General features: G+C 62.6%; 19 protein-coding genes and 5 tRNA genes. 16 read left to right on the forward strand and 8 right to left on the reverse strand.

Annotated elements, in window-relative coordinates:
- Positions 1-18: 18 nt before the first annotated feature.
- Positions 19-1,077, reverse strand: a complete 1,059-nt coding sequence (dinB, locus tag FQ668_RS22150; protein ID WP_162470265.1) for a DNA polymerase IV — start codon at positions 1,075-1,077, stop codon at positions 19-21.
- A gap of 221 nt (positions 1,078-1,298) precedes the next feature.
- Between dinB and FQ668_RS22155 the strand changes: the two genes are divergently transcribed.
- The 7 genes from FQ668_RS22155 (at position 1,299) to FQ668_RS22185 (ending at position 6,148) form a co-directional block, all read left to right on the forward strand.
- A tRNA-Met gene (locus FQ668_RS22155) sits at positions 1,299-1,375 on the forward strand.
- Between the two features lies 1 nt (position 1,376).
- Positions 1,377-1,453, forward strand: a tRNA-Met gene (locus tag FQ668_RS22160).
- A 134-nt stretch (positions 1,454-1,587) separates the two neighbouring features.
- Positions 1,588-1,664, forward strand: a tRNA-Met gene (locus FQ668_RS22165).
- 134 nt (positions 1,665-1,798) lie between these two features.
- Positions 1,799-1,872, forward strand: a tRNA-Met gene (locus FQ668_RS22170).
- Between the two features lie 4 nt (positions 1,873-1,876).
- A tRNA-Met gene (locus FQ668_RS22175) sits at positions 1,877-1,953 on the forward strand.
- Between the two features lie 260 nt (positions 1,954-2,213).
- Complete coding sequence (gene mprF / locus FQ668_RS22180) at positions 2,214-4,856, forward strand: bifunctional lysylphosphatidylglycerol flippase/synthetase MprF (RefSeq protein ID WP_019438838.1); 2,643 nt, start codon at positions 2,214-2,216, stop codon at positions 4,854-4,856.
- Positions 4,856-6,148: a virulence factor family protein gene (locus tag FQ668_RS22185; protein ID WP_019438839.1), complete on the forward strand. Its 1,293-nt coding sequence runs from the start codon at positions 4,856-4,858 to the stop codon at positions 6,146-6,148. The genes mprF and FQ668_RS22185 overlap by 1 nt, the downstream gene beginning before the upstream one ends.
- Positions 6,149-6,196: 48 nt before the next feature.
- On the opposite strand, the gene FQ668_RS22190 is transcribed toward FQ668_RS22185, so the two are convergent.
- Positions 6,197-8,107 (reverse strand): potassium transporter Kup, encoded by a 1,911-nt coding sequence (locus tag FQ668_RS22190; protein WP_144180656.1) that lies wholly within the window; start codon positions 8,105-8,107, stop codon positions 6,197-6,199.
- Between the two features lie 235 nt (positions 8,108-8,342).
- Between FQ668_RS22190 and rimO the strand changes: the two genes are divergently transcribed.
- From rimO to tsaA, 5 genes are all read left to right on the forward strand, one after another.
- Positions 8,343-9,674, forward strand: coding sequence for a 30S ribosomal protein S12 methylthiotransferase RimO (rimO, locus tag FQ668_RS22195; RefSeq protein WP_004576169.1), 1,332 nt, complete (start codon positions 8,343-8,345; stop codon positions 9,672-9,674).
- A gap of 157 nt (positions 9,675-9,831) precedes the next feature.
- Positions 9,832-10,287: a GNAT family N-acetyltransferase gene (locus FQ668_RS22200; protein ID WP_014589984.1), complete on the forward strand. Its 456-nt coding sequence runs from the start codon at positions 9,832-9,834 to the stop codon at positions 10,285-10,287.
- A 119-nt stretch (positions 10,288-10,406) separates the two neighbouring features.
- Positions 10,407-11,117, forward strand: a complete 711-nt coding sequence (locus FQ668_RS22205) for an rRNA pseudouridine synthase (protein ID WP_010952344.1) — start codon at positions 10,407-10,409, stop codon at positions 11,115-11,117.
- A gap of 49 nt (positions 11,118-11,166) precedes the next feature.
- Positions 11,167-11,628 carry a DUF1456 family protein gene (locus FQ668_RS22210; RefSeq protein WP_010952343.1) on the forward strand — a complete coding sequence of 154 codons (462 nt, stop codon included), beginning with the start codon at positions 11,167-11,169 and terminating at the stop codon, positions 11,626-11,628.
- A 6-nt stretch (positions 11,629-11,634) separates the two neighbouring features.
- The gene (gene tsaA / locus FQ668_RS22215; protein ID WP_014589983.1) at positions 11,635-12,327 is read left to right on the forward strand and encodes a tRNA (N6-threonylcarbamoyladenosine(37)-N6)-methyltransferase TrmO; all 693 of its coding nucleotides are present in this window, start codon (positions 11,635-11,637) and stop codon (positions 12,325-12,327) included.
- Between the two features lie 81 nt (positions 12,328-12,408).
- Here the strand turns inward: tsaA and FQ668_RS22220 are convergent, their stop codons facing one another.
- The 4 genes from FQ668_RS22220 to FQ668_RS22235 form a co-directional block, all read right to left on the reverse strand.
- Entirely contained in the window at positions 12,409-13,731 is a 1,323-nt protein-coding gene (locus FQ668_RS22220) for a dicarboxylate/amino acid:cation symporter (RefSeq protein ID WP_010952341.1), read from the reverse strand.
- A gap of 351 nt (positions 13,732-14,082) precedes the next feature.
- Positions 14,083-15,429, reverse strand: coding sequence for an ATP-binding protein (locus FQ668_RS22225; RefSeq protein WP_014589982.1), 1,347 nt, complete (start codon positions 15,427-15,429; stop codon positions 14,083-14,085).
- A complete protein-coding gene (locus FQ668_RS22230) occupies positions 15,426-16,103 on the reverse strand; it encodes a response regulator (protein ID WP_004576835.1) in 678 nt (225 codons plus the stop codon). Before FQ668_RS22230 ends, FQ668_RS22225 begins: the two co-directional genes overlap by 4 nt.
- A 194-nt stretch (positions 16,104-16,297) precedes the next feature.
- Positions 16,298-16,903, reverse strand: coding sequence for an outer membrane beta-barrel protein (locus FQ668_RS22235; RefSeq protein WP_010952338.1), 606 nt, complete (start codon positions 16,901-16,903; stop codon positions 16,298-16,300).
- A 129-nt stretch (positions 16,904-17,032) separates the two neighbouring features.
- Here FQ668_RS22235 and FQ668_RS22240 point away from each other — a divergent pair, with 129 nt between their 5' ends.
- Positions 17,033-17,824: a dienelactone hydrolase family protein gene (locus FQ668_RS22240; protein ID WP_144180658.1), complete on the forward strand. Its 792-nt coding sequence runs from the start codon at positions 17,033-17,035 to the stop codon at positions 17,822-17,824.
- Positions 17,825-17,962: 138 nt separating this feature from the next.
- Complete coding sequence (locus FQ668_RS22245; RefSeq protein WP_070383547.1) at positions 17,963-18,664, forward strand: 4'-phosphopantetheinyl transferase; 702 nt, start codon at positions 17,963-17,965, stop codon at positions 18,662-18,664.
- Between the two features lie 3 nt (positions 18,665-18,667).
- On the opposite strand, the gene FQ668_RS22250 is transcribed toward FQ668_RS22245, so the two are convergent.
- A complete protein-coding gene (locus tag FQ668_RS22250) occupies positions 18,668-20,275 on the reverse strand; it encodes an ATP-binding protein (protein WP_144180660.1) in 1,608 nt (535 codons plus the stop codon).
- On the reverse strand, positions 20,272-20,970 hold the full coding sequence (locus tag FQ668_RS22255; RefSeq protein ID WP_019438844.1) for a response regulator transcription factor: 699 nt from the start codon (positions 20,968-20,970) through the stop codon (positions 20,272-20,274). Before FQ668_RS22255 ends, FQ668_RS22250 begins: the two co-directional genes overlap by 4 nt.
- 749 nt (positions 20,971-21,719) lie before the next feature.
- Here FQ668_RS22255 and FQ668_RS22260 point away from each other — a divergent pair.
- Entirely contained in the window at positions 21,720-24,599 is a 2,880-nt protein-coding gene (locus tag FQ668_RS22260; protein WP_010952332.1) for a ribonucleoside-diphosphate reductase subunit alpha, read from the forward strand.
- Between the two features lie 139 nt (positions 24,600-24,738).
- Complete coding sequence (locus tag FQ668_RS29080) at positions 24,739-24,870, forward strand: hypothetical protein (RefSeq protein WP_003254821.1); 132 nt, start codon at positions 24,739-24,741, stop codon at positions 24,868-24,870.
- The last annotated feature ends 76 nt before the right edge of the window (positions 24,871-24,946 follow it).

Below are 24,946 nucleotides of genomic sequence, written 5' to 3' on the forward strand. Positions count from 1 at the left end.
GCTGCATTGCAGCCCCTTTCATTTGGACGGGAACAGCTCCAGCTGTTCATGCGCGCCCCGCAAGTCACGCAACCTCACCCCTACCCCTAGCAAGCGTACCGGCTTGCCGCCACGGGCGAACGCCTGCCCCAGCAATTGCCGATAACTCTCCAGGTCCCGGCCCGCCCCGGCCTGCTCCATGGTGGTCTGGCTGAAGTCATGGAACTTGACCTTGACGAACGGTTTGTCTGGCCGGTAACTGCTGTCCATTCGGGCGATGCGTTCGTTCAGGCTAGCCAGCAGCTCTGGCAGCCGCGCCAGGCAACTGGCCAGGTCTGGCAGGTCGGTGTCGTAGGTGTTTTCCACACTCACCGACTGGCGTCGGCTGTCGTTATGCACCGCACGCTCATCGATCCCACGCGCCAACCCCCACAACCGCTCGCCAAAACTGCCGAACTCGCGCACCAATGCCAGCCGTGACCACTCACGCAAATGCAGGCAGGTTTCGATGCCCAGCCGCGTCAGTTTGTCGGCCGTCACCTTGCCCACCCCATGCAACCTGGCCACCGGCAAGGCTGCAACGAACGTTTCCACTTCATTTGGGGTAATCACGAACAGCCCATTGGGTTTGCGCCAGTCACTGGCGATCTTGGCCAGAAACTTGTTAGGCGCCACGCCAGCCGACACAGTGATATGCAGGGTGCGGGCAACACGCCGGCGAATATCTTCGGCAATGCGCGTGGCGCTGCCCGAATACCACTGGCTGTCGCTTACATCCAGATAGGCTTCGTCCAGGGACAAAGGCTCGATGAGCTCTGTGTAGTCGCGAAAGATCGTGTGGATTTCCCGCGAGGCCTCACGGTAGGCCTCGAAGCGCGGCTTGACGATCAACAGGTCGGGGCAAAGCTTCAGCGCATGCCGCGATGACATGGCCGAGCGCACGCCATAGGCACGTGCTTCATAGTTGCAGGTGGCGATTACCCCGCGATGGTCGGGCGAGCCCCCCACCGCCATGGGGCGACCGGCCAGGCGCGGGTCGTCACGCATCTCGATCGCAGCGTAGAAACAATCGCAGTCGACGTGGATGATCTTGCGCAAGGACATGGACGACCGTCAGCACTGTAAATTCATACAGATAGTATCGCATGCGCGCTGCTCTGAAACAGCTCACCTGCTTTGCTACACGATAATCGGCCTGAAAGCCCCGCCGTGACTGAGCTGTACATGGCCATGAAGCGCTAAGGGTTTGAACAAAAAAGGTTTTTCCAAAACAATTGCTTGACATCAGTGCGTAAATCCGTAGAATTCGATCTCACAGGCGCGGGATGGAGCAGCCTGGTAGCTCGTCGGGCTCATAACCCGAAGGTCGTCGGTTCAAATCCGGCTCCCGCAACCANCGCGGGATGGAGCAGCCTGGTAGCTCGTCGGGCTCATAACCCGAAGGTCGTCGGTTCAAATCCGGCTCCCGCAACCAGATTCGAGAAAAGGCCACTGTTAACGCAGTGGCCTTTTTCTTTGCCCGTTAAAAAGCTTTTTCGAAAAAACATCGACAAATCAAAGCCTAGCGCTTGACATATAAACTACACGCTGTAGAATCCGCCCCACTGACGCGGGATGGAGCAGCCTGGTAGCTCGTCGGGCTCATAACCCGAAGGTCGTCGGTTCAAATCCGGCTCCCGCAACCAGATTCAAGAAAAGGCCACTGTTAACACAGTGGCCTTTTTCTTTGCCTGCTGATAAGCATTTTCGAAAAAACTTCGACAAATCAAAGCCTAGCGCTTGACATACACACTACACACTGTAGAATCCGCCCCACTGACGCGGGATGGAGCAGCCTGGTAGCTCGTCGGGCTCATAACCCGAAGGTCGTCGGTTCAAATCCGGCTCCCGGAGCGGNCGCGGGATGGAGCAGCCTGGTAGCTCGTCGGGCTCATAACCCGAAGGTCGTCGGTTCAAATCCGGCTCCCGCAACCATATTCGTCAGAACAAACCCCGCCTGTGTAATGCAGCGCGGGGTTTGTTGCTTTATGCCTCCCTGATTTTTGTCGCCTCGACTTTCCCTACCCTCATGCCAACCCGCAGGCTTGAGGTGTCGTGCCCAGGATGAACTATCTTTAACCCTGCCAAGCCGCTGCAAACGCCTGAGGCCGGAGTAACATTGGATACGTTTTCCTAAGGGACTCTCACTTGGCCGCACCTTTCCTTCACCTCGCGCTGCATGCCCGGGGCAACTCATGACTTCGCACAATCCCGAACCTCCGGTGCCACTCGCTACGGCGCTACCCGGTGCTGTGCAGCGCCTGCCCTTACTCGAACGCCTGAGTCGCTACCGCCAGCCCATAGGCCTGATGGTGACCCTGTTACTGTTCACGATGGCCTTGATTGCCTGCCGCCACCTGCTGAGCGAGCTGGACATTTATGCCTTGCACGATGCCATGCTCAGCGTGCCAACCCAGTCACTGCTCGGCGCCTTGCTGGCAACGGTGATCGGCTTTGTGATCCTGTTGGGCTACGAGTGGTCGGCCAGCCGCTATGCGGGCGTGAAACTGCCAGCACGCAGCTTGGCACTGGGCGGCTTCAGCGCCTTTGCCATCGGCAACGCCATCGGCCTGTCGATGCTCTCTGGCGGCTCGGTTCGCTATCGCCTGTACGCACGGCAAGGGCTTGGTGCTGGCGAAGTCGCACGCATGACCGTGTTTGCCAGCCTGTCACTGGGCTGCGCACTGCCGCCCCTGGCCGCCTTGGCGACATTGAGCAACCTGCCGGCGGCCTCGACAGCGCTCGGGTTGGCGCCCAGTCTGCTGGCAGCTGTTGCCAGCGCCGTGCTGGTGGTGTCTGTCTTACTGGCAATTGGCTTGTACCGCCGACGCCTGACCGAGCAACCGGCGGCCAATAACCTGCTCGTTCAACTGGGCCGGCGCACACTTCGCCTGCCGGATGCACGCCTGGCGGCCCTGCAATTGCTGATTACCGCGCTGGATGTGGCGGCGGCTGCCACCGTGCTCTACCTGTTGCTGCCCGAAGCCCCTCCTTTCGGCGCGTTCGTGCTGGTGTACCTGCTGGCCTTGGCTGCGGGCGTGCTCAGCCACGTACCAGGCGGCGTCGGGGTGTTCGAAGCGATCCTGCTGGCGGCCTTTGCCGACCAGCTAGGTGCCGCACCGCTGGCGGCGGCCCTGCTGCTGTACCGGCTGATCTATGTGGTACTGCCACTGCTGCTGGCCTGCGTGTTGCTGCTGGCCAATGAAGCCCGACGCCTGCTGTTTGCGCAACAGGCCATCAAGGCCGCTTCGGGTCTGGCCGCACCGATCCTGTCGATTCTGGTGTTCCTGTCCGGCGTAGTGCTGCTGTTTTCCGGTGCCACGCCCGAGATAGATACGCGTCTGGAACATATGGGCTTCCTGGTGCCACACCGGCTGATCGATGCCTCTCATTTCGGCGCCAGCCTGATCGGTGTGCTATGCCTGCTGCTGGCCCAAGGCCTGCGCCGGCGCCTGTCCGCCGCCTGGCTACTGACCACCGTGCTGTTGCTGGTCGGCGCCCTGCTGTCGCTATTGAAGGGCTTTGACTGGGAAGAGGCTTGCCTGCTGACCTTTACCGCCGCCCTGCTCGCGCTGTTCCGCCGCTCGTTCTATCGCCCCAGCCGTCTGCTGGAGCTACCTTTCTCGCCGGTGTTCCTGGTGGCCAGCGCCTGTACGGTGGGCGCATCAGTGTGGCTTCTGCTGTTCGCCTACCAGGATGTGCCTTACAGCCATCAGCTGTGGTGGCAGTTCACCCTCGATGCCGACGCGCCACGGGGCCTGCGCGCCGCCATGGGCAGTGCCTTGCTGCTGGCTGCCGTGGCACTGACGTGGCTGCTGCGCACAGCGCCGCCCGTGATCCACCTGCCTGACGAAGAAGAGTTGCAACGCGCCAACCGCATCCTGCAGGCCTCCGACCAACCCGACGGCGGCCTGGCGCTGACTGGCGACAAGGCGTTGCTGTTCCACCCGCGTGGTAACGCGTTCCTCATGTACGCCCGGCGCGGCCGCAGCCTGGTGGCGCTGTACGACCCGATAGGCCCGGCCCAGGAACGCGCCGAGATGATCTGGCAGTTCCGCGATCTGTGCGACCTGCACCACGCACGCCCCGTGTTCTACCAGGTACGCGCAGAGAACCTGCCGTTCTACATGGACATCGGCCTGACCGCATTGAAGCTCGGTGAAGAAGCCCGGGTCGACTTGCGCCGCTTCGACCTTGAAGCCAAAGGCAAGGAGATGAAAGACCTGCGCTACACCTGGAACCGCGGCGGACGCGATGGCCTGAGCCTGGAGATCCATGAGCCCGGCCACGCCCCGCTGGCTGAGCTGAAGGAAATTTCCGACGCCTGGCTCGGCGGCAAGAACGTGCGCGAGAAAGGCTTCTCGCTGGGGCGCTTCAGCCCAGACTACCTGCAGCACTTCCGCATAGCCCTGATTCGCTTCCAGGGCCGCCCGGTAGCGTTCGCCAACTTGCTGGAAACCCATGGAAACGAACTGGCCAGCCTCGACCTGATGCGTGCGCACCCCGATGCGCCAAAGCTGACCATGGAGTTCATGATGATCGGCTTGATCCTGCATTACAAAAGCCATGACTACGGGCGTTTCAGCCTGGGCATGGTACCGCTGTCCGGCCTGCAACCAAGGCGCGGCGCACCCTTGACCCAGCGCTTGGGTTCGCTGGTGTTCCGCCGTGGTGAACAGCTTTACAACTTCCAGGGGCTTCGACGCTTCAAGGACAAGTTTCAGCCGGACTGGGAACCCCGCTACATGGCTGTGCCAGCCGGGCTCGACCCGCTGGTGGCACTGGCCGACACCGCCGCCCTGATTGCAGGCGGCCTGACTGGATTGGTGAAACGCTGATGACCCGACGCTTTTGGTTGTATCTGCTGGCTCCCCTGCTGCTGGCCGCCCTGGGTGGTGCGCTGGCCTTCTGGCTGTGGACGCGCCCGGCCCCCGAGGCACGCCTGGAGCAAATGAGCATCAATGACACCAGCATCACCCGTGTTACCCCTGGCGTGCCCCTCAAGGCCCGGGTGGCCATCGGCGTGCCACAAGACCAGGCACTGACGGGCAAGCAACTGCTCGACCTGAGCCAGGCCGGTGAAGCCCAGCTGGTGCAGGTGATTCTGCCGCCTGGCGATTGCAGCAAGCAGCAACAGGCCATGGACCAGGCGCTGACCCAACTGCAGGAAAAACCGACCTTGGTCGCCGGTATCGGTCCCGGTGCCGCCCAGGCCTGGCGCTGGCTGGCCAGCCAGAACGATGACAAGGCGCGAGCCATTTCCGTGGGCTTCACCCTCGAACAGCCTGGCTGCCAGGCACCGCTGCCCAAATCGGCTGCCCATGGCCACTGGAACGTCGCCTGGAACGACAACCCGGATGACGCCAGCGCCGCCTTCGTGCGCGACCAGGCCAACGCCGAAACCAGCATCAGCGACTACGACATCCACTTGCCACAAGTGCTCAAGGCGCAACTGACCCAAGCCCTGGTCGGCCGCGACGGTAACGCACTGGCCATCCCGGTGGTCGAAGTGCCGGCCGGGCAAACCACAGACACGGTTACCTTGTTCCTCTCTGGTGATGGCGGCTGGCGCGATCTGGACCGCGACGTGGCCGGAGAAATGGCCAAGCTGGGTTACCCGGTGGTGGGCATCGACACGCTGCGCTACTACTGGCAGCACAAGACCCCGGAACAAAGCGCCGCCGACCTTTCCGAGCTGATGCATCACTACCGGCAGAAGTGGGGTACCAAGCGCTTCGTATTGACGGGCTATTCGTTCGGCGCCGACGTGCTGCCGGCGATCTACAACCGCCTGCCCGTCGAGGACCAGCAGCGTATCGATGCGGTGATGCTGCTAGCCTTTGCGCGCAGTGGCAGCTTCGAGATCGAGGTCGAGGGTTGGCTGGGCAAGGAAGGCCAGGAAGCGCCAACCGGGCCGGAAATGGCCAAGCTGCCAGCGTCCAAGGTCGTGTGCGTATATGGCGTCGAGGAAACCGACGAGAGCGGTTGCACGGAAAAGACAGCAGTAGGTGAGCGCCTGAAACTGCCTGGCGGGCACCACTTCGACGAGAACTACCCGGCACTCGCCAAGCGGTTGATTGGCGAGATCGAGACGCGCCAAGGCAAGTCCAGCGTAGCTGAGCAGAACTGACAAGGCTCAGGGCCGCTCTGCGGCCCCGACCCTGCTGCATAAACCCATTCAGATCTCGACCTGGGTCCCCAGCTCGATCACCCGGTTCAACGGCAGGTTGAAGAAGCGCAAGTTGCCGTTGGCATTCTTCAGCAAGAACGCGAACAGGTTGCCCCGCCAGCGCGACATCCCCTCCAGCCGTGACGCGATCAACGTCTCGCGGCTGAGGAAGTAAGTGGTGCGCATGGGCGTGAAGTCCAGGCCATCCAGATGACACAGCTTCAACGCGGCAGGCACGTCCGGCTCATCCATGAACCCAAAGTGCAGCAACACCCGGAAGAATCCGTCGCCATAGGCTTCCACCTCGAAACGCTCATGTTCCGGCACACGGGGCCGGTCCTCGCTGACCACAGTCAGCAGCACCACCTGGCTGTGCAGCACCTGGTTGTGCAACATGTTGTGCAACAGCGCATGCGGCACGGCATCGGAGCGTGCAGTCAGAAACACCGCCGTACCCTCGACCCGGTGCGGTGGCTGAATGCGGATGCTGCTGATGAACAATGGCAATGGCAGCGCCCCTTCATCGATGCGCTCGACCAGAATCTGCTTGCCGCGCTTCCAGGTGCTCATCAGCAGGTACAGCACACCACCGGCCAACACGGGGAAGGCACCACCCTGGACGATTTTCGGCACATTGGCGGCGAAGAACAGCCCGTCGACAAACAGAAAGCCGACCAGAATCGGCACTGCAAGCAGCGGCGGCCACTTCCACAGCAGCAGCATTACCGCGGACACCAGGATGGTGGTCATCAGCATGGTACCGGTGACTGCAACCCCGTAGGCTGCCGCCAGAGCGCCCGAGGACCCGAAGCCGATTACCAGCAGCACCACACCCACCATCAGCGTCCAGTTCACTGCACCAATGTAGATCTGCCCCTGCTCGTCGCTTGAGGTGTGCTGAATCTGCATACGTGGGATGTAGCCCAGCTGGATGGCCTGACGGGTCAGGGAGAAGGCCCCGGAAATCACCGCCTGCGAAGCGATAACCGTGGCCATGGTGGCCAGCCCGACCAAGGGCAGCAGCGCCCAGCCCGGCGCCAGCAGGTAGAACGGGTTGCGCGCGGCCTCCGGGTTTTGCAGCAGCAATGCACCCTGGCCAAAGTAATTGAGCACCAGCGCCGGGAGCACCAGGATGAACCAGGCCCGGGCAATCGGCTTGCGGCCAAAGTGCCCCATGTCGGCGTACAGCGCCTCGGCACCGGTCAGCGCCAGCACTACCGCACCCAGAATGGCCACGCCAATACCGGGGTGCACCACGAAGAAGTTGACTGCCCAGACCGGGTTGAAAGCCTTGAGTACTTCCGGGCTCTGCGAGATGCCATGTACACCCAGCGCGCCCAGCGCCACGAACCAGGTCACCATGATCGGACCAAACAGCTTGCCGATCTTCTCAGTGCCATGTTGCTGCACCAGGAACAGCGCCACCAGCACCACCAGCGAAATTGGCACCACCCAATGGTCGATGCCGTCGAAGGCCAGGCCCATGCCCTCCACCGCCGACAGCACCGACACCGCCGGGGTGATCATACTGTCGCCATAGAACAGCGAAGCGCCGATCAAGCCACAGATCACCATCAGTGTGCGCAGCCGCGGGTACGCCGCCGTAGCCCGCCGCGCCAGTGCGGTCAGCGCCATGGTGCCGCCCTCCCCCTGGTTATCGGCGCGCAAGATGAACATCACGTACTTGAACGACACCACCCACAGCAGCGACCACAGGATCAGCGACAGGATCCCCAGCACGCCATCATGGTTGACCGACACCCCGTAGCCGCCGGTAAAGACCTCCTTGAGGGTATACAACGGGCTGGTGCCGATATCGCCATAAACCACCCCGACCGCCGCCACCAGCAGGCCCACCGACCGCGACGCCCCCTGCTTCCCCTCGTGCCCGCTCTCAGCGTGACTGCTTGCCTGAACCATCGACCACTCCCGCAAACGGCCATCACGGCCCTTGGTAATCCCTCTGCCACCAGGCCCTGGAAAGTACCCCGGCGCAACGGCGCGAAGCATAGCGCAGCGTTCGTCGTATTTCTGCTGGTCAAGCGCCCTTGCGCTCGCTAGAATTGCGCACTTTTTGATCAGAGGCGCCAAAAGCGCCCGTCAAGTTCGCCCCCGATTCCGGCCGGGCGACCTGCATTCAATACCGAGGTTAGTCATGTCCACCACGCCCGCCACCCCCAAGGTAGGTTTCGTAAGCCTGGGTTGCCCAAAAGCCCTGGTCGACTCCGAGCGCATCCTGACCCAGCTGCGCATGGAAGGCTATGAAGTCGTACCCACCTATGAGGACGCCGACGTGGTGGTGGTCAACACCTGCGGCTTCATCGACAGCGCCAAGGCCGAATCGCTGGAAGTGATCGGCGAAGCCATCAAGGAAAACGGCAAGGTGATCGTCACCGGCTGCATGGGCGTCGAGGAAGGCAGCATCCGTGACGTGCACCCAAGCGTGCTGTCGGTCACTGGCCCGCAGCAGTACGAGCAGGTAGTCAACGCCGTTCACGAAGTGGTGCCGCCGCGTCAGGACCACAACCCGCTGATCGACCTGGTGCCGCCACAGGGCGTCAAGCTGACCCCGCGCCACTATGCCTACCTGAAGATCTCCGAAGGCTGCAACCACAGCTGCAGCTTCTGCATCATCCCGTCGATGCGCGGCAAGCTGGTCAGCCGCCCGGTGGGTGAAGTGCTGAGCGAGGCCGAGCGCCTGGTCAAGGCCGGTGTGAAGGAAATCCTGGTGATTTCCCAGGACACCAGCGCCTACGGCGTCGACGTCAAGTACAAGACCGACTTCTGGAACGGCCGCCCGGTGAAGACCCGCATGCTCGAGCTGTGCGAGGCACTGAGCAGCCTGGGCGCCTGGGTCCGCCTGCACTACGTGTACCCTTACCCGAACGTTGACGACGTGATCCCGCTGATGGCTGCCGGCAAGATCCTGCCGTACCTGGACATCCCGTTCCAGCACGCCAGCCCGAAAGTGCTCAAGTCGATGAAGCGCCCGGCCTTCGAAGACCGCACCCTGGCGCGCATCAAGAACTGGCGCGAGCAGTGCCCTGAGCTGGTGATCCGCTCCACCTTCATCGTCGGCTTCCCGGGCGAGACCGAGGAAGACTTCCAGTACCTGCTGGACTGGCTGACCGAAGCCCAGCTCGACCGCGTGGGCTGCTTCCAGTACTCGCCGGTGGAAGGCGCCCCGGCCAACGACCTGGGCCTGGCCGAAGTACCGGACGACGTCAAGCAAGAGCGCTGGGACCGCTTCATGGCCCACCAGCAGGCCATCAGTGCTGCCCGCCTGCAATTGCGCATCGGCAAGGAAATCGACGTGCTGATCGACGAAGTCGAGGAACAAGGTTCGGTTGGCCGCAGCTTCTTCGATGCACCGGAAATCGACGGCAGCGTGTTCATCGATGGCGACCATGGTTTCAAGCCAGGCGACAAAGTGCGTTGCCGTGTGGTAGATGCCGACGAGTACGACATGTGGGCTGAACCCATCTAAAACGGCTGAAGCCTGCAAAGCCCCTGCCCCGGCGTTCTCCATAGGGAATGACCGGCGCAGGGGCTTTTTTGTCAGAACGCGTGGAACAGCATCAGGACGCCCCTCGACGAGTGGTTGGCCTGCTATGTTTTCCCTATCGCCCCAGAGGAACACCGGCATGGCTGCGCTACTGACGCTACAAACTCCGCGCTTGAGCGACTACAGCGAGATGGTACAAGTGTGGGAGGACTCGGTACGCGCCACCCACGACTTTCTGCCAGAGGGCTATATCCTGCTACTGCGCGAACATGTGCTGCGCCGGTATCTCGACGCAGTTATGCTGATCTGCTGCAAGGACCGCCAGCGCATCTGTGGCTTCGCCGGTGTCGCCAACGGGCGGGTGGACATGCTGTTCGTCGCACCTGGCTACCGTGGCCAAGGGGTAGGCAAGCGCCTGCTGCGCTATGCCATCAGCGAACTCAATGCCGAGTACCTTGACGTCAACGAACAGAACCCGAAAGCGCTGGGCTTCTACCTGCATGAAGGTTTTGAGGTCATCGGCCGTTCGGAAACCGACGGCCTGGGCCAGCCCTTTCCTCTGCTGCACATGAGGCTGATGCGCACAGTGCCTTGAGGCGGCGCCTGTATGTGCCGCGCTATGTGTCCAAAATGGCGCATCTGACACAGATTCCCATCATCTACCGCTTGCAGGCAGGTACAATGGAGGTCTTTCCCTGCCTTGCGAATTGCCCCATGTCTGAACCCGTCCGCCTGTCCAAACGCCTCATCGAGCAGCTCGGCTGCTCCCGCCGCGAGGCCGAGCAGTACATTGAAGGAGGCTGGGTAACGGTCGATGGCGTGGTGGTCGAGCAGCCGCAGTTCAAGGTTGAGCAGCAGCGCGTCGAACTGCTGCCGGGCGCCCGTGCCGAAACCCTGGAGCCGGTGACCCTGCTGCTGAACCAGCCAGCCGGTATGGACAGTGAAGACGCCCGCGCCAGCATGAACATGGGCAGCCTCAGCGAGGCCCATCGCGAAGGCGTGCGCGCCCTGCATGGGCATTTTGCCCGGCAGGCCTGCGTGGCACCGCTGGAGCGTGGCGCCAGCGGCCTGCAGGTGTTTACCCAGGACTGGCGGGTATCCCGCAAGATCGAGGCCGACCTGCGTCGCCTGGAGCAGGAGTTCATCATTGAAGTGCGCGGCGAAACCACCCCCCAGGCGCTGGAACGCCTGGCGCGTGGGGCCATGCGCAACGACCGCGAGTTGCCCAAGGCCAAGGCCAGCTGGCAGAACGAGACACACCTGCGCATGGTGTTGAAAAACCCACAACCAGGGCAGATTTCCGAGCTATGCGCCTACCTGCGCCTGGAGCTTTTAGGCATGCGACGCATTCGCCTGGGTGGTGTGTCGATGGGCAAGCTGCCCTTGGGCCAATGGCGCTACCTGGCTACCTCCGAACGTTTCTAAGCAATACGCCGCGCTGGAACGCGCGGCACCTGAACAGGATTCTGCTGCAATGAACCACAACGACGTCCTGCGCAGCCTGCGCTACATGCTCAAGGTGAACGACGCCAAGATGGCCGAAATCATCGGGCTCTCTGGCCTCGAAGTGCATCCTCTGGTGCTGGCCACCTACCTGAAAAAAGAAGAAGAGGAAGGCTTCGTGCGCTGCCCGGAACGGGTGATGGCGCACTTCCTTGACGGCCTGGTGATCTACCGCCGTGGCAAAGACGAGAGCCGCCCGCAGCAGCCGATCGAGCTGCCGGTAACCAACAACCTGATCCTCAAGAAGCTGCGTGTGGCCTTTGAGCTCAAGGAAGACGACCTGCACGCGATTCTCAAGTCGGTCAACTTCCCGGTCAGCAAACCTGAGCTCAGCGCGCTGTTCCGCAAGGCTGGCCACGACAACTACCGCCCGTGTGGCGACCAGTTGATGCGCAACTTCCTCAAGGGCCTGACCCTGCGCGTGCGCGGCTGAGTGGCCATGCAGCATACGGTTGTCCCGGTCGGCATCGTCCACTCCTGTTTCAAGGAAAAGTTCGCCATTCCGCGCCAGCCGCAGCTGGCGCCTGCCGCCCGTGGCGTACTCGAACTGTTGCCGCCGTTTGATCAAGGTGACGCGGTCGAGGGCCTGGAACAGGTCAGCCATGTGTGGCTGCTGTTCCTGTTCCACCAGGCCCTGGAAGAAAAGCCGCGCCTGAAAGTGCGGCCTCCGCGTCTGGGCGGCAACAAGAGCATGGGGGTGTTCGCCACCCGCGCCACCCACCGGCCCAACGGCATCGGCCAGTCGGTGGTACGCCTGGAGGGCGTGGAGCCCGGGCGCCTGCTGCTGTCCGGGATCGACCTGCTCGACGGCACGCCGGTGCTGGACATCAAGCCGTATGTGCCCTACGCCGACAGCATCGCTGGCGCCAGCAACCAGATGGCCAACGCAGCGCCGGTGGCAATTGCCGTACAGTGGACGGACAACGCTCTGCTCCAGGCTCGCGAGCATGCGCTGCGCCTGAGCGAGCCGCTGGTGGAGCTGATCGAGCAATGCCTGGCGCAGGACCCACGGCCGGCCTACCAGATACCACCGGCCGAGCGGGTGTACGGGGTGAAGTTCTGGGATGTGCAAGTAAGGTGGCATTACCCGCAGCCGGACGTCATCCGGGTGTTGGAGGTGGTACTGGGCTGAGGGCCACCGCATCGCCCTGTGTGGGAGCGCGCAGACACGAAAAAGGCGACCTTTGGTCGCCTTTCTCATTTCAGCCAGCTATCAACGAGCCGGGCCTTCAGCCACGCCCAGGTCGTCCGTCGGGCGGGTATCGATCAGCGGCGCACCACCGGAGTCCAGTTCCGAAGCCAGCTTGTCGTTGTCCATTTCCTTGACCCACTTGGCCACTACCACGGTGGCAACGGCGTTGCCTACCAAGTTGGTCAGGGCGCGGGCTTCGGACATGAAGCGGTCGATGCCGAGGATCAGCGCCAGGCCGGCAACCGGCAGGTGGCCAACAGCCGACAGGGTCGCGGCCAGCACGATGAAGCCCGAACCGGTAACGCCGGCAGCACCCTTGGAAGCCACCAGCAGTACCAGCAGCAGGGTGATCTGGTGAGTGATGTCCATGGTGGTGTCAGTGGCCTGAGCGATGAACACCGCAGCCATGGTCAGGTAGATCGAGGTACCGTCCAGGTTGAACGAGTAGCCAGTCGGGATAACCAGGCCCACTACCGATTTCTTGGCACCCAGGCGCTCCATCTTGGCCAGCATGCGTGGCAGAGCCGACTCCGAGGACGAAGTACCCAGCACGATCAGCAGTTCTTCACGGATGTAGCGGATCAGCTTGATTACGCTGAAGCCGTGGGCGCGGCAGATACCGCCCAGCACCACCAGCACGAACAGCAGGCAGGTGATGTAGAAGCAGGCCATCAGGTAGCCCAGCTGCACCAGCGAGCCAACACCGTACTGGCCAATGGTGAAGGCCATGGCGCCGAAAGCGCCGATCGGGGCCAGCTTCATGATCATGTTGATGATGTTGAACATGACGTGGGCGAAGCGGTCGATCATGTCCAGTACCGGCTTGCCGTAGCTGCCCAGGCGGTGCAGGGCGAAGCCGAACAGCACCGAGAACATCAGCACTTGCAGGATGTCGCCGTTGGCGAAGGCGCCGACGACCGTATTGGGGATGACGTTAAGCAGGAAGCCGACGGTAGTCTGCTGCGCGCCGGCGGCGGCGTAGGCAGCCACGCTGCTGGCGTTCAGGGTGCTGACGTCGATGTGCATGCCAGCGCCTGGCTTGACCACGTTGACGACGACGAGGCCGATGATCAGGGCGATGGTGGAGACGATTTCAAAGTACAGCAACGCGTAGCCGCCGGTTTTGCCGACCGACTTCATGCTCTGCATGCCGGCAATGCCGCTGACCACGGTACAGAAGATGATCGGGGCGATGACCATCTTGATCAGTTTGACGAAGCCGTCACCCAGGGGTTTGAGGGCAACGCCCGTTTCCGGGTAGTAGTGGCCGAGCAGGATGCCGATGGTGATGGCGACCAACACCTGGACATACAGGGATTTGTACAGCGGCTGACGTGTCGTCATGGCTAATTTTCCTCAAGTGTGCCGGTTCACCCTTCCCAGGGTGATGGGGGCACCTGAATCGCTAACCCTCCTGCACTTGGAGGGATTTGTCGTTGTGTTCGAGCTGCCTGGGCAGGCCTCTGCGAGGATCAATAGCAAGGGTGGTGCCAAAATGCCCATGAAGGGTGCAAAGCCCGTATTTGCTAGGAGTAAATGCCCAACGACAGGGCGATATTCCCGGGACGGATTGGCGGATTTCCGCCCGATGGCGGAATTTGTACAAGGAGGAATGGCGGAAATCCGCCCTTTGTGGATTGCCTGTGCCGGCCCATTCGCGGATTGAACTGTGAACGGGCTGGCACAGGCTAGGAATCAATCCAGGTGGAAGGTGATCCTGAACGCAGCGCCCCCCAGCGGCGAATCGCCAAGGCTCAGCTCGGCGTCATAGCTGTCGACGATATCCTTGACCACTGCCAAGCCGATGCCCTGCCCCGGGTGCTGGCTGTCCAGCCGCTCCCCACGCTCCAGAATGCGTTCACGCTGGTCGACGGGCACGCCCGGCCCGTCGTCCTCGATGCACAAGGTCAGATACCCCGGCGCCTTCACCAGGCTCACCCGCACTTGGCCCAGGCTCAGCCGGTAGGCGTTCTCCAGCAGGTTGCCGAGCATTTCCAGCAACGCGCCCTGCTCCATCGGTATCTGCGCCGCGTCCGGCAACTCCAGCACCACGTCCACACGTTTTTCCCGGTAAACCTTGGCCAAGGTGCTGCACAGGCTGTCGAGCAACGGCCGCAGCAATACGCTGTGGCGTACCAGGCCACTCTTGCGCAGACTGGCGCGTTGCAGCTGGTAGTCGATCTGCTGGCTCATGCGCTCGATCTGGCTTTGCAGCACCCGCGCCTGCTCGCGCTCGCCGCTGCGCTGCTGCAAGCTTTCACCCACACCCTGCAACACTGCCAGCGGCGTCTTCAGGCTGTGCGCCAGGTCGTCCAGCGAATCACGGTAGCGCGTGCGCTGCTCACGCTCACTGCGCAACAGACGGTTAAGCGAGCGGGTCAGGCGCAGCAACTCGCGTGGGTGCTCGCCGCTCAGGCCGTCACGTGCACCGGATTCCACTTCATCCAGTTCGTGGCTGAGGCGTCGCAACGAGCGCAGCCCCCAGGTCAGGCCTGCCCACAACAACACCATGAGCGCCAGCAATGCAGCGCCGAACCCCAGGTAGAGCTTTTCGCGCAGGCCATTGAGGGTGGCCTTGTACTCGCTCACGGGCTGTAGAGCGACAATGCTGTAGGCGGCGCTCTGCCCGCCCAGCAGCTTTATCTCGACGTCGTACACGAAGAACTCTTCGCCATCGGACTGGTGAATGCGGTCGAACTCGTTGCCGCGCCCGTCATAGCGCGGCTGGTAGTTGATGTGCCGGTCGGCGGTGGCACGCGACTGCCAGACCAGTTTGCCGTCGCGGTCAAAGATATAGCCGAGCAGGCCTGTGTAGGGCAGGTTGTAACGCTCGTCCGGCAGCAGTGTCGGCATCTGCAGCTGGCCATGCTCGATACGCGCAGCGGAAATCAGCGTAGTCACATCCGAGGCCAGACGCTGCTCGATCGATTCCTGCAGGGCCAGGCTGAAGGCCTTCTGCAAGGCCGGCAGCAGCGCCAGCATGAACAGCAGCGCCAACACTGCGGCGGCCAGCATCAGGCGCACCCGCAGCGAGCGGATCATCGGCAGCGCTCGGTGAACAGGTAGCCCAGGCCGCGCACCGTGTCGATGGGTTTGAAGCCGCGCTCGCCTTCAAGCTTGCGGCGTAGGCGGCCAACCAGCACTTCGATGACATTGGGGTCGCGCTCTTCGTCACCTGGGTACAACTGTTCCATCAGGCGATCCTTGGCCACCACCTGCTGGTGATGGCGCATGAGGTATTCGAGGATGCGGTATTCGTAGGCAGTCAGGGCCAAGGCATGTTCGTCGAGGGTGGCCTGCTTGCGGTTGAGGTCAAGCACCAAGGGGCCAGCGGTGATGGTCGACTGGATGAAACCACTGGAGCGGCGTAACAGGGCATTGAGCCGTGCTTCAAGCTCCTCGAACTGGAACGGCTTGACCAGGTAGTCGTCGGCACCGGCGGCCAGGCCCTCGACCTTGTCTTGCCAGTTGCCACGGGCTGTGAGGATGAGAATGGGGAAGGTCTTGTCCTGGCTGCGCAGGCGCGTGATCAGCTCCAGGCCGCTGATACCGGGCAGGCCCAGGTCGATGATGGCAAGGTCGAAATGGTACTGCTCGGCCTGGTACAGCGCCTCTTCGGCATCAGCGACCGCCTCGACCACATGGCCGCTTTCGCCCAGGCGGGTGTAGAGGTGATGGCGAAGCAGGGCTTCGTCCTCGACCACCAGCAGTTTCATGTGCAGCTCCTTATGTGTATTGCCTGTACCGGCCTATTCGCGGGCATGCCCGCTCCCACAGCAATCGCACAGTCTCTGAAACTTGTGCAGCACCTGCAGAAGCCAAAGGTACCGCACAGTTTCAGCGGTTTGTGCAGTACCCGTGGGAGCGGGCGTGCCCGCGAAGGCCGGTACAGGATAACGCGGCTCGTTCGTCAGAACTTGTAACTTGCTGCCAGGTAGGTCTGCGCGCTGCTGGTCAGGCGCAGGGTGCCATCCTTCGGCCCGCCGTGCGCGCCCACCTCGGTCGCGGCATTGGTGCGCAGGTAACGGTAGCCCAGTTCGACCGAGGCCTTGTCGGTGATGTCCTGGATCACACCGGCCTGCAAGCCGTAGGCATAACCGTAGTCAGTGTCCCGGCTGGCGCCTGGCGAGTCCTGGGTAAGCTTGGTCACACCCAGGCTGCCACCACCGAACAGCTTGGTGGTATCGCCCACCGGCAGGAACAAGTCGTAGCTGCCAAGCAGGTTTTCCTGGCGCAACTTCAGGCCACTGTGGTCGCCAGAGACGTTGTCATAGGTCATGTAGTAGCGGCCCTGGTCGTTGATCTTGCCCAGACGCACACCCCAGGTATCGTCCTTGCCGATGATACCGTCGGCGTTGAGGTGGTCGGTGTTGCGTTGCAGCAGGCCGGACTTGCGGACTTTGTCGCTGGTCTGGCCGTAGGTGAGGCTGGCGAAGTTGTCGTCCGCGGCCTGGGCGGTGGTGATGCCAGCGGCACAGACGGCCATGGCGGCAAGCAGGGTATTGAAGGTTTTCATGGCTGGGTACTCCAGTTGGGTGCGCTGTTTCGGTCTGGAAGCTAGAGTAATCAGGGCACCCTGAACCGCGACTGAACCCTGGCTGAACCCCGGCTGAACGAACCGATAGCAAAACAAGGAGTTGTGAACATGCGAGCCCTGCTGGCCCTGACCCTGATGTGCAGCGCCGCCCTCGCCCAAGCGGCGGTAGTGACCCGTGAAATTCCTTATCAGGACGACGATGGCAACCGCCTCGTCGGCTACTACGCCTACGATGACGCGCTGGACGGCAAACGCCCAGGCATCGTTGTGGTGCATGAATGGTGGGGCCTGAACGACTATGCCAAACGTCGTGCGAGAGATCTCGCCGCCCTGGGCTATAAAGCGCTGGCCATCGACATGTACGGCGATGGCAAGCACACCGAGCATCCGCAGGATGCCCAGGCATTCATGGCCGCAGCGATGAAGGACCCGGCCGCAGCAGCAGCGCGCTTCGACGCGGGCCTGGAGTTGTTGAAAAAGCAGCCGAATGTGAACAAGCATCAACTGGGCGCTGTCGGCTACTGTTTTGGCGGCAAGGTGGTGCTCGATGCCGCACGCCGGGGAGAAAAGCTCGATGGCGTGGTGAGCTTCCATGGCGCACTGGCCACCCAGACCCCTGCAAAACCTGGCGTGGTGCGGGCCGATATCCTGGTCGAGCATGGTGCGGCGGACAGCATGGTCACCCCACAGCAGGTAGAGGCCTTCAAGGCCGAGATGGATGCGGCCAAGGTCAACTACCAGTTCGTCAGTATTGAAGGGGCCAAGCACGGGTTCACCAACCCCGATGCTGACCGGCTGAGCCATGGTGAACATGGGGGGCCGGACATTGGCTATAACAAGGCAGCGGACGAGAGTTCCTGGGCGGACATGCAGGCGTTCTTCCAGAAGGTGTTCAAATAAGGATTGCCGAGACCAAGGTGGGAACTGGCCAGCGAGATTCGCTGTGGGAGCGGGCTCGCCCCGCGAACACGGGCGAAGCCCGTGCCATCCACCGCTCAGGGATGTGACAGCGCCTGTACAACTGGCACAATAGCCCCCATGAACACTCTGCCCGCCTGCTGCGCCCCGCTCCAGCACCACTGGCCCCTGCCCCGCCCACTCCCCGGCGCGGTGCTGGTCAGTTGCGCCTTCGACCCTGCCCACCTGGCAACCGACGACTTCCAGCGCGCCGGTATCATGCCCAGCGCCAGCCTGCAGCGCTCGGTCGCCAAGCGCCAGGCCGAGTACCTGGCCGGTCGCGTATGTGCCCGCGCCGCGCTGCAGCGCCTGGACGGCCGCGACTACGTGCCCGGCACCCACGAAGACCGCTCGCCCATCTGGCCCGCCGGTATTCATGGCTCGATCACACACGGCAAGGGCTGGGCCGCCGCGGTGGTCGCCGGCGAAAACAGCTGCCAAGGCCTGGGCCTGGATCAGGAAGCCTTGCTGGATGACGAACGCGCCGAGAGGCTTATGGGTGAAATCCTTATCCCGGCAGAGCTAGAACGCCTGGACCGCCGCCAGCTTGGGCTAACGGTCACCCTGACGTTCTCGCTGAAGGAAAGCTTGTTCAAGACCCTGTACCCACTGACCCGCCAACGCTTCTACTTCGAACACGCAGAAGTGCTCGACTGGTCCGCGGAAGGGCTGGCGCGCTTGCGCCTGCTCACCGACCTGTCACCGCAGTGGCAGCAAGGCGCAGAGCTGCAAGGCCAGTTCTGCCTGCAGGACGGCCACCTACTGAGCCTGGTCAGCGTCTGACCTTTACAGCGGCGCCTGCTGCCGTGGCCAGTTCAGGCTGAAGCAGGCACCGCCCAACGCCTCGCTGCGGCCCACCGTGGCCCGGCCCGCGTGCCAGTAGATGATCCGCCGTACGATCGACAAGCCCAGGCCATGCCCGCCCGAAGCGCGGGTGCGGCTGTCGTCAAGGCGGGTGAAGGGCGTGAAGATGCGGTCCCAGAAGCCCTCGGGGATCCCCGGGCCGTCATCCTCCACATCGATGCGGCAACGTTGCTGGCCCAGCTGATAGCTCAGGCGCACTTCGCTCTCGGCATGGCGCATGGCATTGCCGACAAGGTTCTGCAGGGCCCGGTGCAAGTAGCGCGGCTCGGCCTCGACCCAGGCGCCTTCGGCATCCGCGCCCTGACACTCGCCGCGCACCACCCGCACCTCGGCACGCAAAGGTGCCAGCTCTTCGATCACCCGATCGAGCAAGGCCTCCAGATCGACCCGCTGGAACTTCAAGGCGGGTGCGCCCTGCTCCAGGCGGGCGTAGGTCAGCATCTCGTCGACCAGCTTGTCGAGGTCCTGGATATCCCCGTCCATGCCCGCCAGGTGCTTTGCCCGCACCTGTTCAGTCGTGGCGCTTTCGATCATCTCCAGACCAAAGCGCAGGCGCGCCACCGGCGTGCGAAGCTCGTGGGACACCGCTCGCACCAGCTCGCGCTGCATGGTCAGCGAGCGCTGCAGGTGCTCGGCCATGCCATTGAAGGCAGCAGCCAGGCGCCCTACCGAGTCGGCGTCGCCGGCCGGCACGCGGGTATCCAGGCTGCCCTGGGCGATGCGCGAGGCAGCAATCTCCAGGCCGGACACACGACGTTCCAGCTGACGCACCAGCAGGTAGACCACCAGGCCAATCAGGCACAGACCCAGGAAGGCAATCAGGATCAGCAACTGCGGCGGGTAAGGGTTGAGCTGGTACAGCGGGCCGATTTCCAGTACCCATGGCGAGCCCGTCAGCCCGGCGAACACCCGGATCGAATCACCATCCTTGCCCAGCGCCATCACCGTGTCGCCCTCCTCCACGCGGCGCCGCTGGTCATCGTCCAGGCTGACCCGCTCGATACGTTGCAAGGCAACGCCAAAGCCGAAGCCTTTTTCCTGCTTGATCTGTGCCAGACGCTGCTGCTGTTCGGCTACCGGGTAGCGCACCAATTCGTCGGCCAATAGATAGAGGGTGGCCCGCGCCAACTGCTCGCTGATCTGTTTGATCTGCGCGACCAGCATCAGGTCTTCCTGGCCCACCTTGCGTAGCACTTGCGCCGCATGCGGGCCAATCTTCTCGACCACCACCAGGCCACGGTACAGGCGCGCCCGCTGGCCACCGTCAAGGCTGCGTGCGCTCATCGGCTGCAGCGCCAACTGCACGCCAAGCAGGCGTTCCCAGATCAGCAGCGAACGCTTGCGTTGGGTTTCATTCTGCATTGCCAGGTTGTCGGCCATCAGGCTGAAGGTGCCCTGGGCCAGGCCCTCGCGGTGCTGGGCAGCGCGCACTTCGTTGACCAGGTGCAGGCTGAGCACGCCAAGCAGGGCCACCAGCACCAGCACGGCCAGCATGCCGCCGTAGATGCGCAGGAAGATCGAGTTGTTCATGGTGCCTCGCCCACGAACAGGTAGCCTTTGCTGCGCAGGGTCTTGATCAACCGCGGCTGAAGCGGGTCATCGCCGATCTTGGGGCGGATTTTCGAGATGCGGATGTCGATGGAGCGGTCCTGGCCGTCGTAGCCCACGCCACGCAGTGCGGTGAAGATCTGTTCACGGGTCAGCACCCGGCCAGCGTTGCTGGCCAACAGCCAAAGCAGGTCGAATTCGGCGCCGGTCAGCTCGATCAACTGCTCGCCCAGGTGCGCCTCACGCAGTCGGTTGTCGATACGCAGCGCACCGAAGGCCAGGTCCTGGCGCTTGCTGTCCACGGTTTCGCTGCGTCGCAGCAGGGCCTGGATACGTGCCAGCAGCAAGCGTGGGCGCACGGGTTTGCAGACGTAGTCGTCGGCGCCCAGGTCCAGGCCCTGAACCTGGTCGAGTTCATCGCTGCGCGCGGTGAGCATGAGGATCGGCCCCTGGTACTGGCTGCGCACCCGGCGACAGATGCTCAGGCCGTCCTCGCCGGGCAGCATCAGGTCGAGGATGACCAGGTCGGGCTGGCTGTCGATGATGCGCCGGGCGGCGCGGGCACCATCCCCCTCCACGCTGACCTCGAAGCCGTTGGCCTGCAGGTACTCGGCGGTCAGCTCGGCCAGGCGCTGGTCGTCTTCGACAATGAGGATGCGGGGTAGGGTTTGGTCCATGACTTTGGCCTTGTTTGTTCTTGGGATCGTGTCAGGGCAGCTGAGAGTATGACTGTAGATGGGTGGGGTCTGCGAGACCGAGCGCCCCGCGGGCGGTGCTCGATCTCCCAGGCACCCCAGATCTTCAGACACGCCCTACCGCCCCTCGACTGAACCGTTTTTTGTGACAGGCTTCGCGCCCAAAAAAAACTGCCCAAGGGCGTCAAGGTGCAGAAAAATACTGCAAACCACTTGGCACAAGGCCTACAGCGAATACCCACCATTCACTCACAAAGTACACACAACTTATCCACAGGCGCTCGCCTTGCAAAGCCCCCAATACCGCATTATCTTGTATCCCGATCGCAGCGAACCACTAGATATAGGGGTTCGTGCAAAATCACACACAAAAGTCAACCCGCAAGATCAAGCGATTTTTCGGGTGGAACTTCAGGTGATTTCAGCAGCCAAACCGCTCCTGCGGAGGCGACCGAGGCAAGCTCTTTCAGGGCGTTGTTCGGGCATGGGTGTTGCAGGCCAGGCCTGGCACCCATCAGCAACAGTTTTTGGGCTCGGCCCAGAACCTTTGACTTCGGCCAGGGAGCGGCAAGCTATTGCCCCTTATTCCTGAGTCTGTCCCGAAGTCGGTACGCCCGCGCGGGCGGATGCGCATGCATTGCGCATCCCCGCGAGGTTATCGAGCAAGTGGACGGAACGGTGGGCGCCCATAAGGCGCCTGAACAATATAGAAACTGTGGAGACACCCACCCATGCAAACCGACACAACTCGCGAGAACCCGCAGGCCCAGGTGCCGCAGGCCGCCGACTCCAACCAGGATCTGGCTGCCACCGCCCCCGGCCAACTGCGCGTGATCAAGCGTAACGGCACTGTCGTCCCTTACACCGACGACAAGATCACCGTCGCCATCACCAAGGCGTTCCTCGCAGTTGAAGGCGGCACCGCCGCCGCTTCGTCGCGCATCCACGACACCGTCGCGCGCCTGACCGAGCAGGTTACCGCAACGTTCAAGCGTCGCATGCCATCGGGTGGCACCATCCACATCGAAGAAATCCAGGACCAGGTCGAACTGGCCCTGATGCGCGCCGGCGAGCAGAAAGTCGCCCGCGACTACGTGATCTACCGTGACCAGCGCGCCAAGGAGCGTGCCACCCGCGCCAACACCGACGCCGTGGTCGAGCCGCACCCGAGCATCCGCATCACCCTGGCCGACGGCAGCCTGGCGCCGCTCGACATGGCCCGCCTGAACACCATCATCAGCGAAGCCTGCGAAGGCCTGGCCGAAGTCGATGGCGACCTGATCCAGCGCGAAACCCTGAAGAACCTGTACGACGGCGTGGCCATCAAGGACGTCAACACCGCCCTGGTGATGACCGCCCGTACCCTGGTGGAGCGCGAGCCGAACTACTCGTTCGTTACCGCCCGCCTGCTGATGGACACCCTGCGCGCCGAAGGCCTGGGCTTCCTGAATGTAGCCGACAGCGCCACCCACCACGAGATGGCTGACCTTTACGCCAAGGCCCTGCCGGCCTACGTCGCCAAAGGTATCGAGTTCGAGCTGCTGAACCCGGCCCTGGCCGACTTCGACCTGGAAAAACTGGGCAAGGCGATCAACCACGAGCGCGACCAGCAGTTCACCTACCTGGGCCTGCAGACCCTGTACGACCGCTACTTCATCCACAAGGATGGCGTGCGCTTCGAGCTGCCGCAGGTGTTCTTCATGCGTGTGGCCATGGGCCTGGCGCTGGAAGAAAAAGACAAGGAAGCCCGTGCGATCGAGTTCTACAACCTGTTGTCGTCGTTCGACTACATGGCTTCGACCCCGACCCTGTTCAACGCCGGCACCCTGCGCCCGCAGCTGTCCAGCTGCTACCTGACCACCGTGCCGGACGACCTGTCGGGCATCTACCACGCGATCCACGACAACGCCATGCTGTCGAAATTCGCCGGTGGCCTGGGCAACGACTGGACCCCGGTCCGTGCACTGGGCTCGTACATCAAGGGCACCAACGGTAAATCCCAGGGCGTCGTCCCGTTCCTGAAAGTGGTCAACGACACCGCCGTTGCCGTGAACCAGGGTGGCAAGCGCAAAGGCGCTGTATGTGCCTACCTGGAAACCTGGCACCTGGACATCGAAGAATTCATCGAGCTGCGCAAGAACACCGGTGATGACCGCCGTCGTACCCACGACATGAACACCGCCAACTGGATTCCTGACCTGTTCATGAAGCGTGTCTTCGATGACGGCAAGTGGACCCTGTTCTCGCCTTCGGAAGTGCCAGACCTGCACGACCTGACCGGCAAGGCCTTCGAAGAGCGCTACGAGTACTACGAAGCCCTGACCGAGTACAACAAGATCAAGGTGTTCAAGACCGTCCAGGCCAAAGACCTGTGGCGCAAGATGCTGTCGATGCTGTTCGAGACCGGCCACCCATGGCTGACCTTCAAGGACCCGTGCAACCTGCGTTCGCCGCAGCAGCACGTGGGCGTGGTCCACAGCTCGAACCTGTGCACCGAAATCACCTTGAACACCAACAAGGACGAGATCGCGGTCTGCAACCTGGGCTCGATCAACCTGCCGAACCACATCGTCGACGGCAAGCTGGACACCACCAAGCTGCAACGCACCGTGAACACCGCCGTGCGCATGCTCGACAACGTGATCGACATCAACTACTACTCGGTGCCGCAAGCGCGTAACTCGAACTTCAAGCACCGTCCGGTCGGCCTGGGCATCATGGGCTTCCAGGATGCGCTGTACCTGCAGCACATTCCTTACGGCTCCGATGCTGCCGTCGAGTTTGCCGACAAGTCGATGGAAGCGGTCAGCTACTACGCCATCCAGGCTTCGTGCGACCTGGCCGATGAACGCGGCGCCTACGAGACCTTCCAGGGTTCGCTATGGTCCAAGGGCATTCTGCCGCTAGATTCGCAACAGATCCTGATCGAGGCCCGTGGCCAGAAGTACATCGACGTCAACCTGGAAGAAACCCTGGACTGGGCGCCGGTACGTGCCCGCGTACAGAAAGGTATTCGTAACTCGAACATCATGGCCATCGCGCCAACCGCGACCATCGCCAACATCACCGGCGTGTCGCAGTCGATCGAGCCTACCTACCAGAACCTGTACGTGAAATCGAACCTGTCGGGCGAATTCACCGTGATCAACCCGTACCTGGTTCGCGACCTCAAGGCCCGCGACCTGTGGGACTCGGTCATGATCAACGACCTGAAGTACTACGACGGTTCGGTACAGCAGATCGAGCGTATCCCGCAAGAGCTGAAGGACCTGTACGCCACTGCGTTCGAAGTCGAGACCAAGTGGATTGTCGACGCGGCTTCCCGTCGCCAGAAGTGGATCGACCAGGCGCAATCGCTGAACCTGTACATCGCTGGTGCATCGGGCAAGAAGCTGGACGTGACCTACCGCATGGCCTGGTACCGTGGCCTGAAAACCACCTACTACCTCCGTGCCCTGGCCGCCACCAGCACCGAGAAGTCGACCATCAACACCGGCAAGCTCAACGCCGTTTCCAGCGGTGGCGACAGCGCCCCGGTCCAGGCAGCCGGCCCAGCGCCAGTGCCGAAGGCCTGCGCGATCGACGAGCCTGACTGCGAAGCCTGCCAGTAAGGCCTGAATGCCGTGCGGGGTGCCTACGGGTGCCCCGCGCGGCATTTTTGTATCCGCGCCTCAGAGAAACCTTGCCCTTTGCCCACTGTTCACGCAGCTCGGTAAAAGAACAGGACCTCTCAAAAAAGGATGTAAGCCCATGGCGCGGAAAAAACTGGCATCTCGCAAGATTGGTCGCAACGCAGAAACCGGCCGTTTCACCTCGGTGGAACAGGCACGCAAGCACCCCAAGACACACATTGTCGAAACGCTGTACACCCACCGGAGCTAGTGGTGGCTGGCCTCATCGCCGGCAAGCCCGCGGTGAGGCCGACTCCGCCAGCACGCCCTCAAGAAACACCATATGA

It is taken from the genome of Pseudomonas sp. Kh14 (assembly GCF_900291005.1).
Lineage (GTDB): Bacteria > Pseudomonadota > Gammaproteobacteria > Pseudomonadales > Pseudomonadaceae > Aquipseudomonas > Aquipseudomonas alloputida.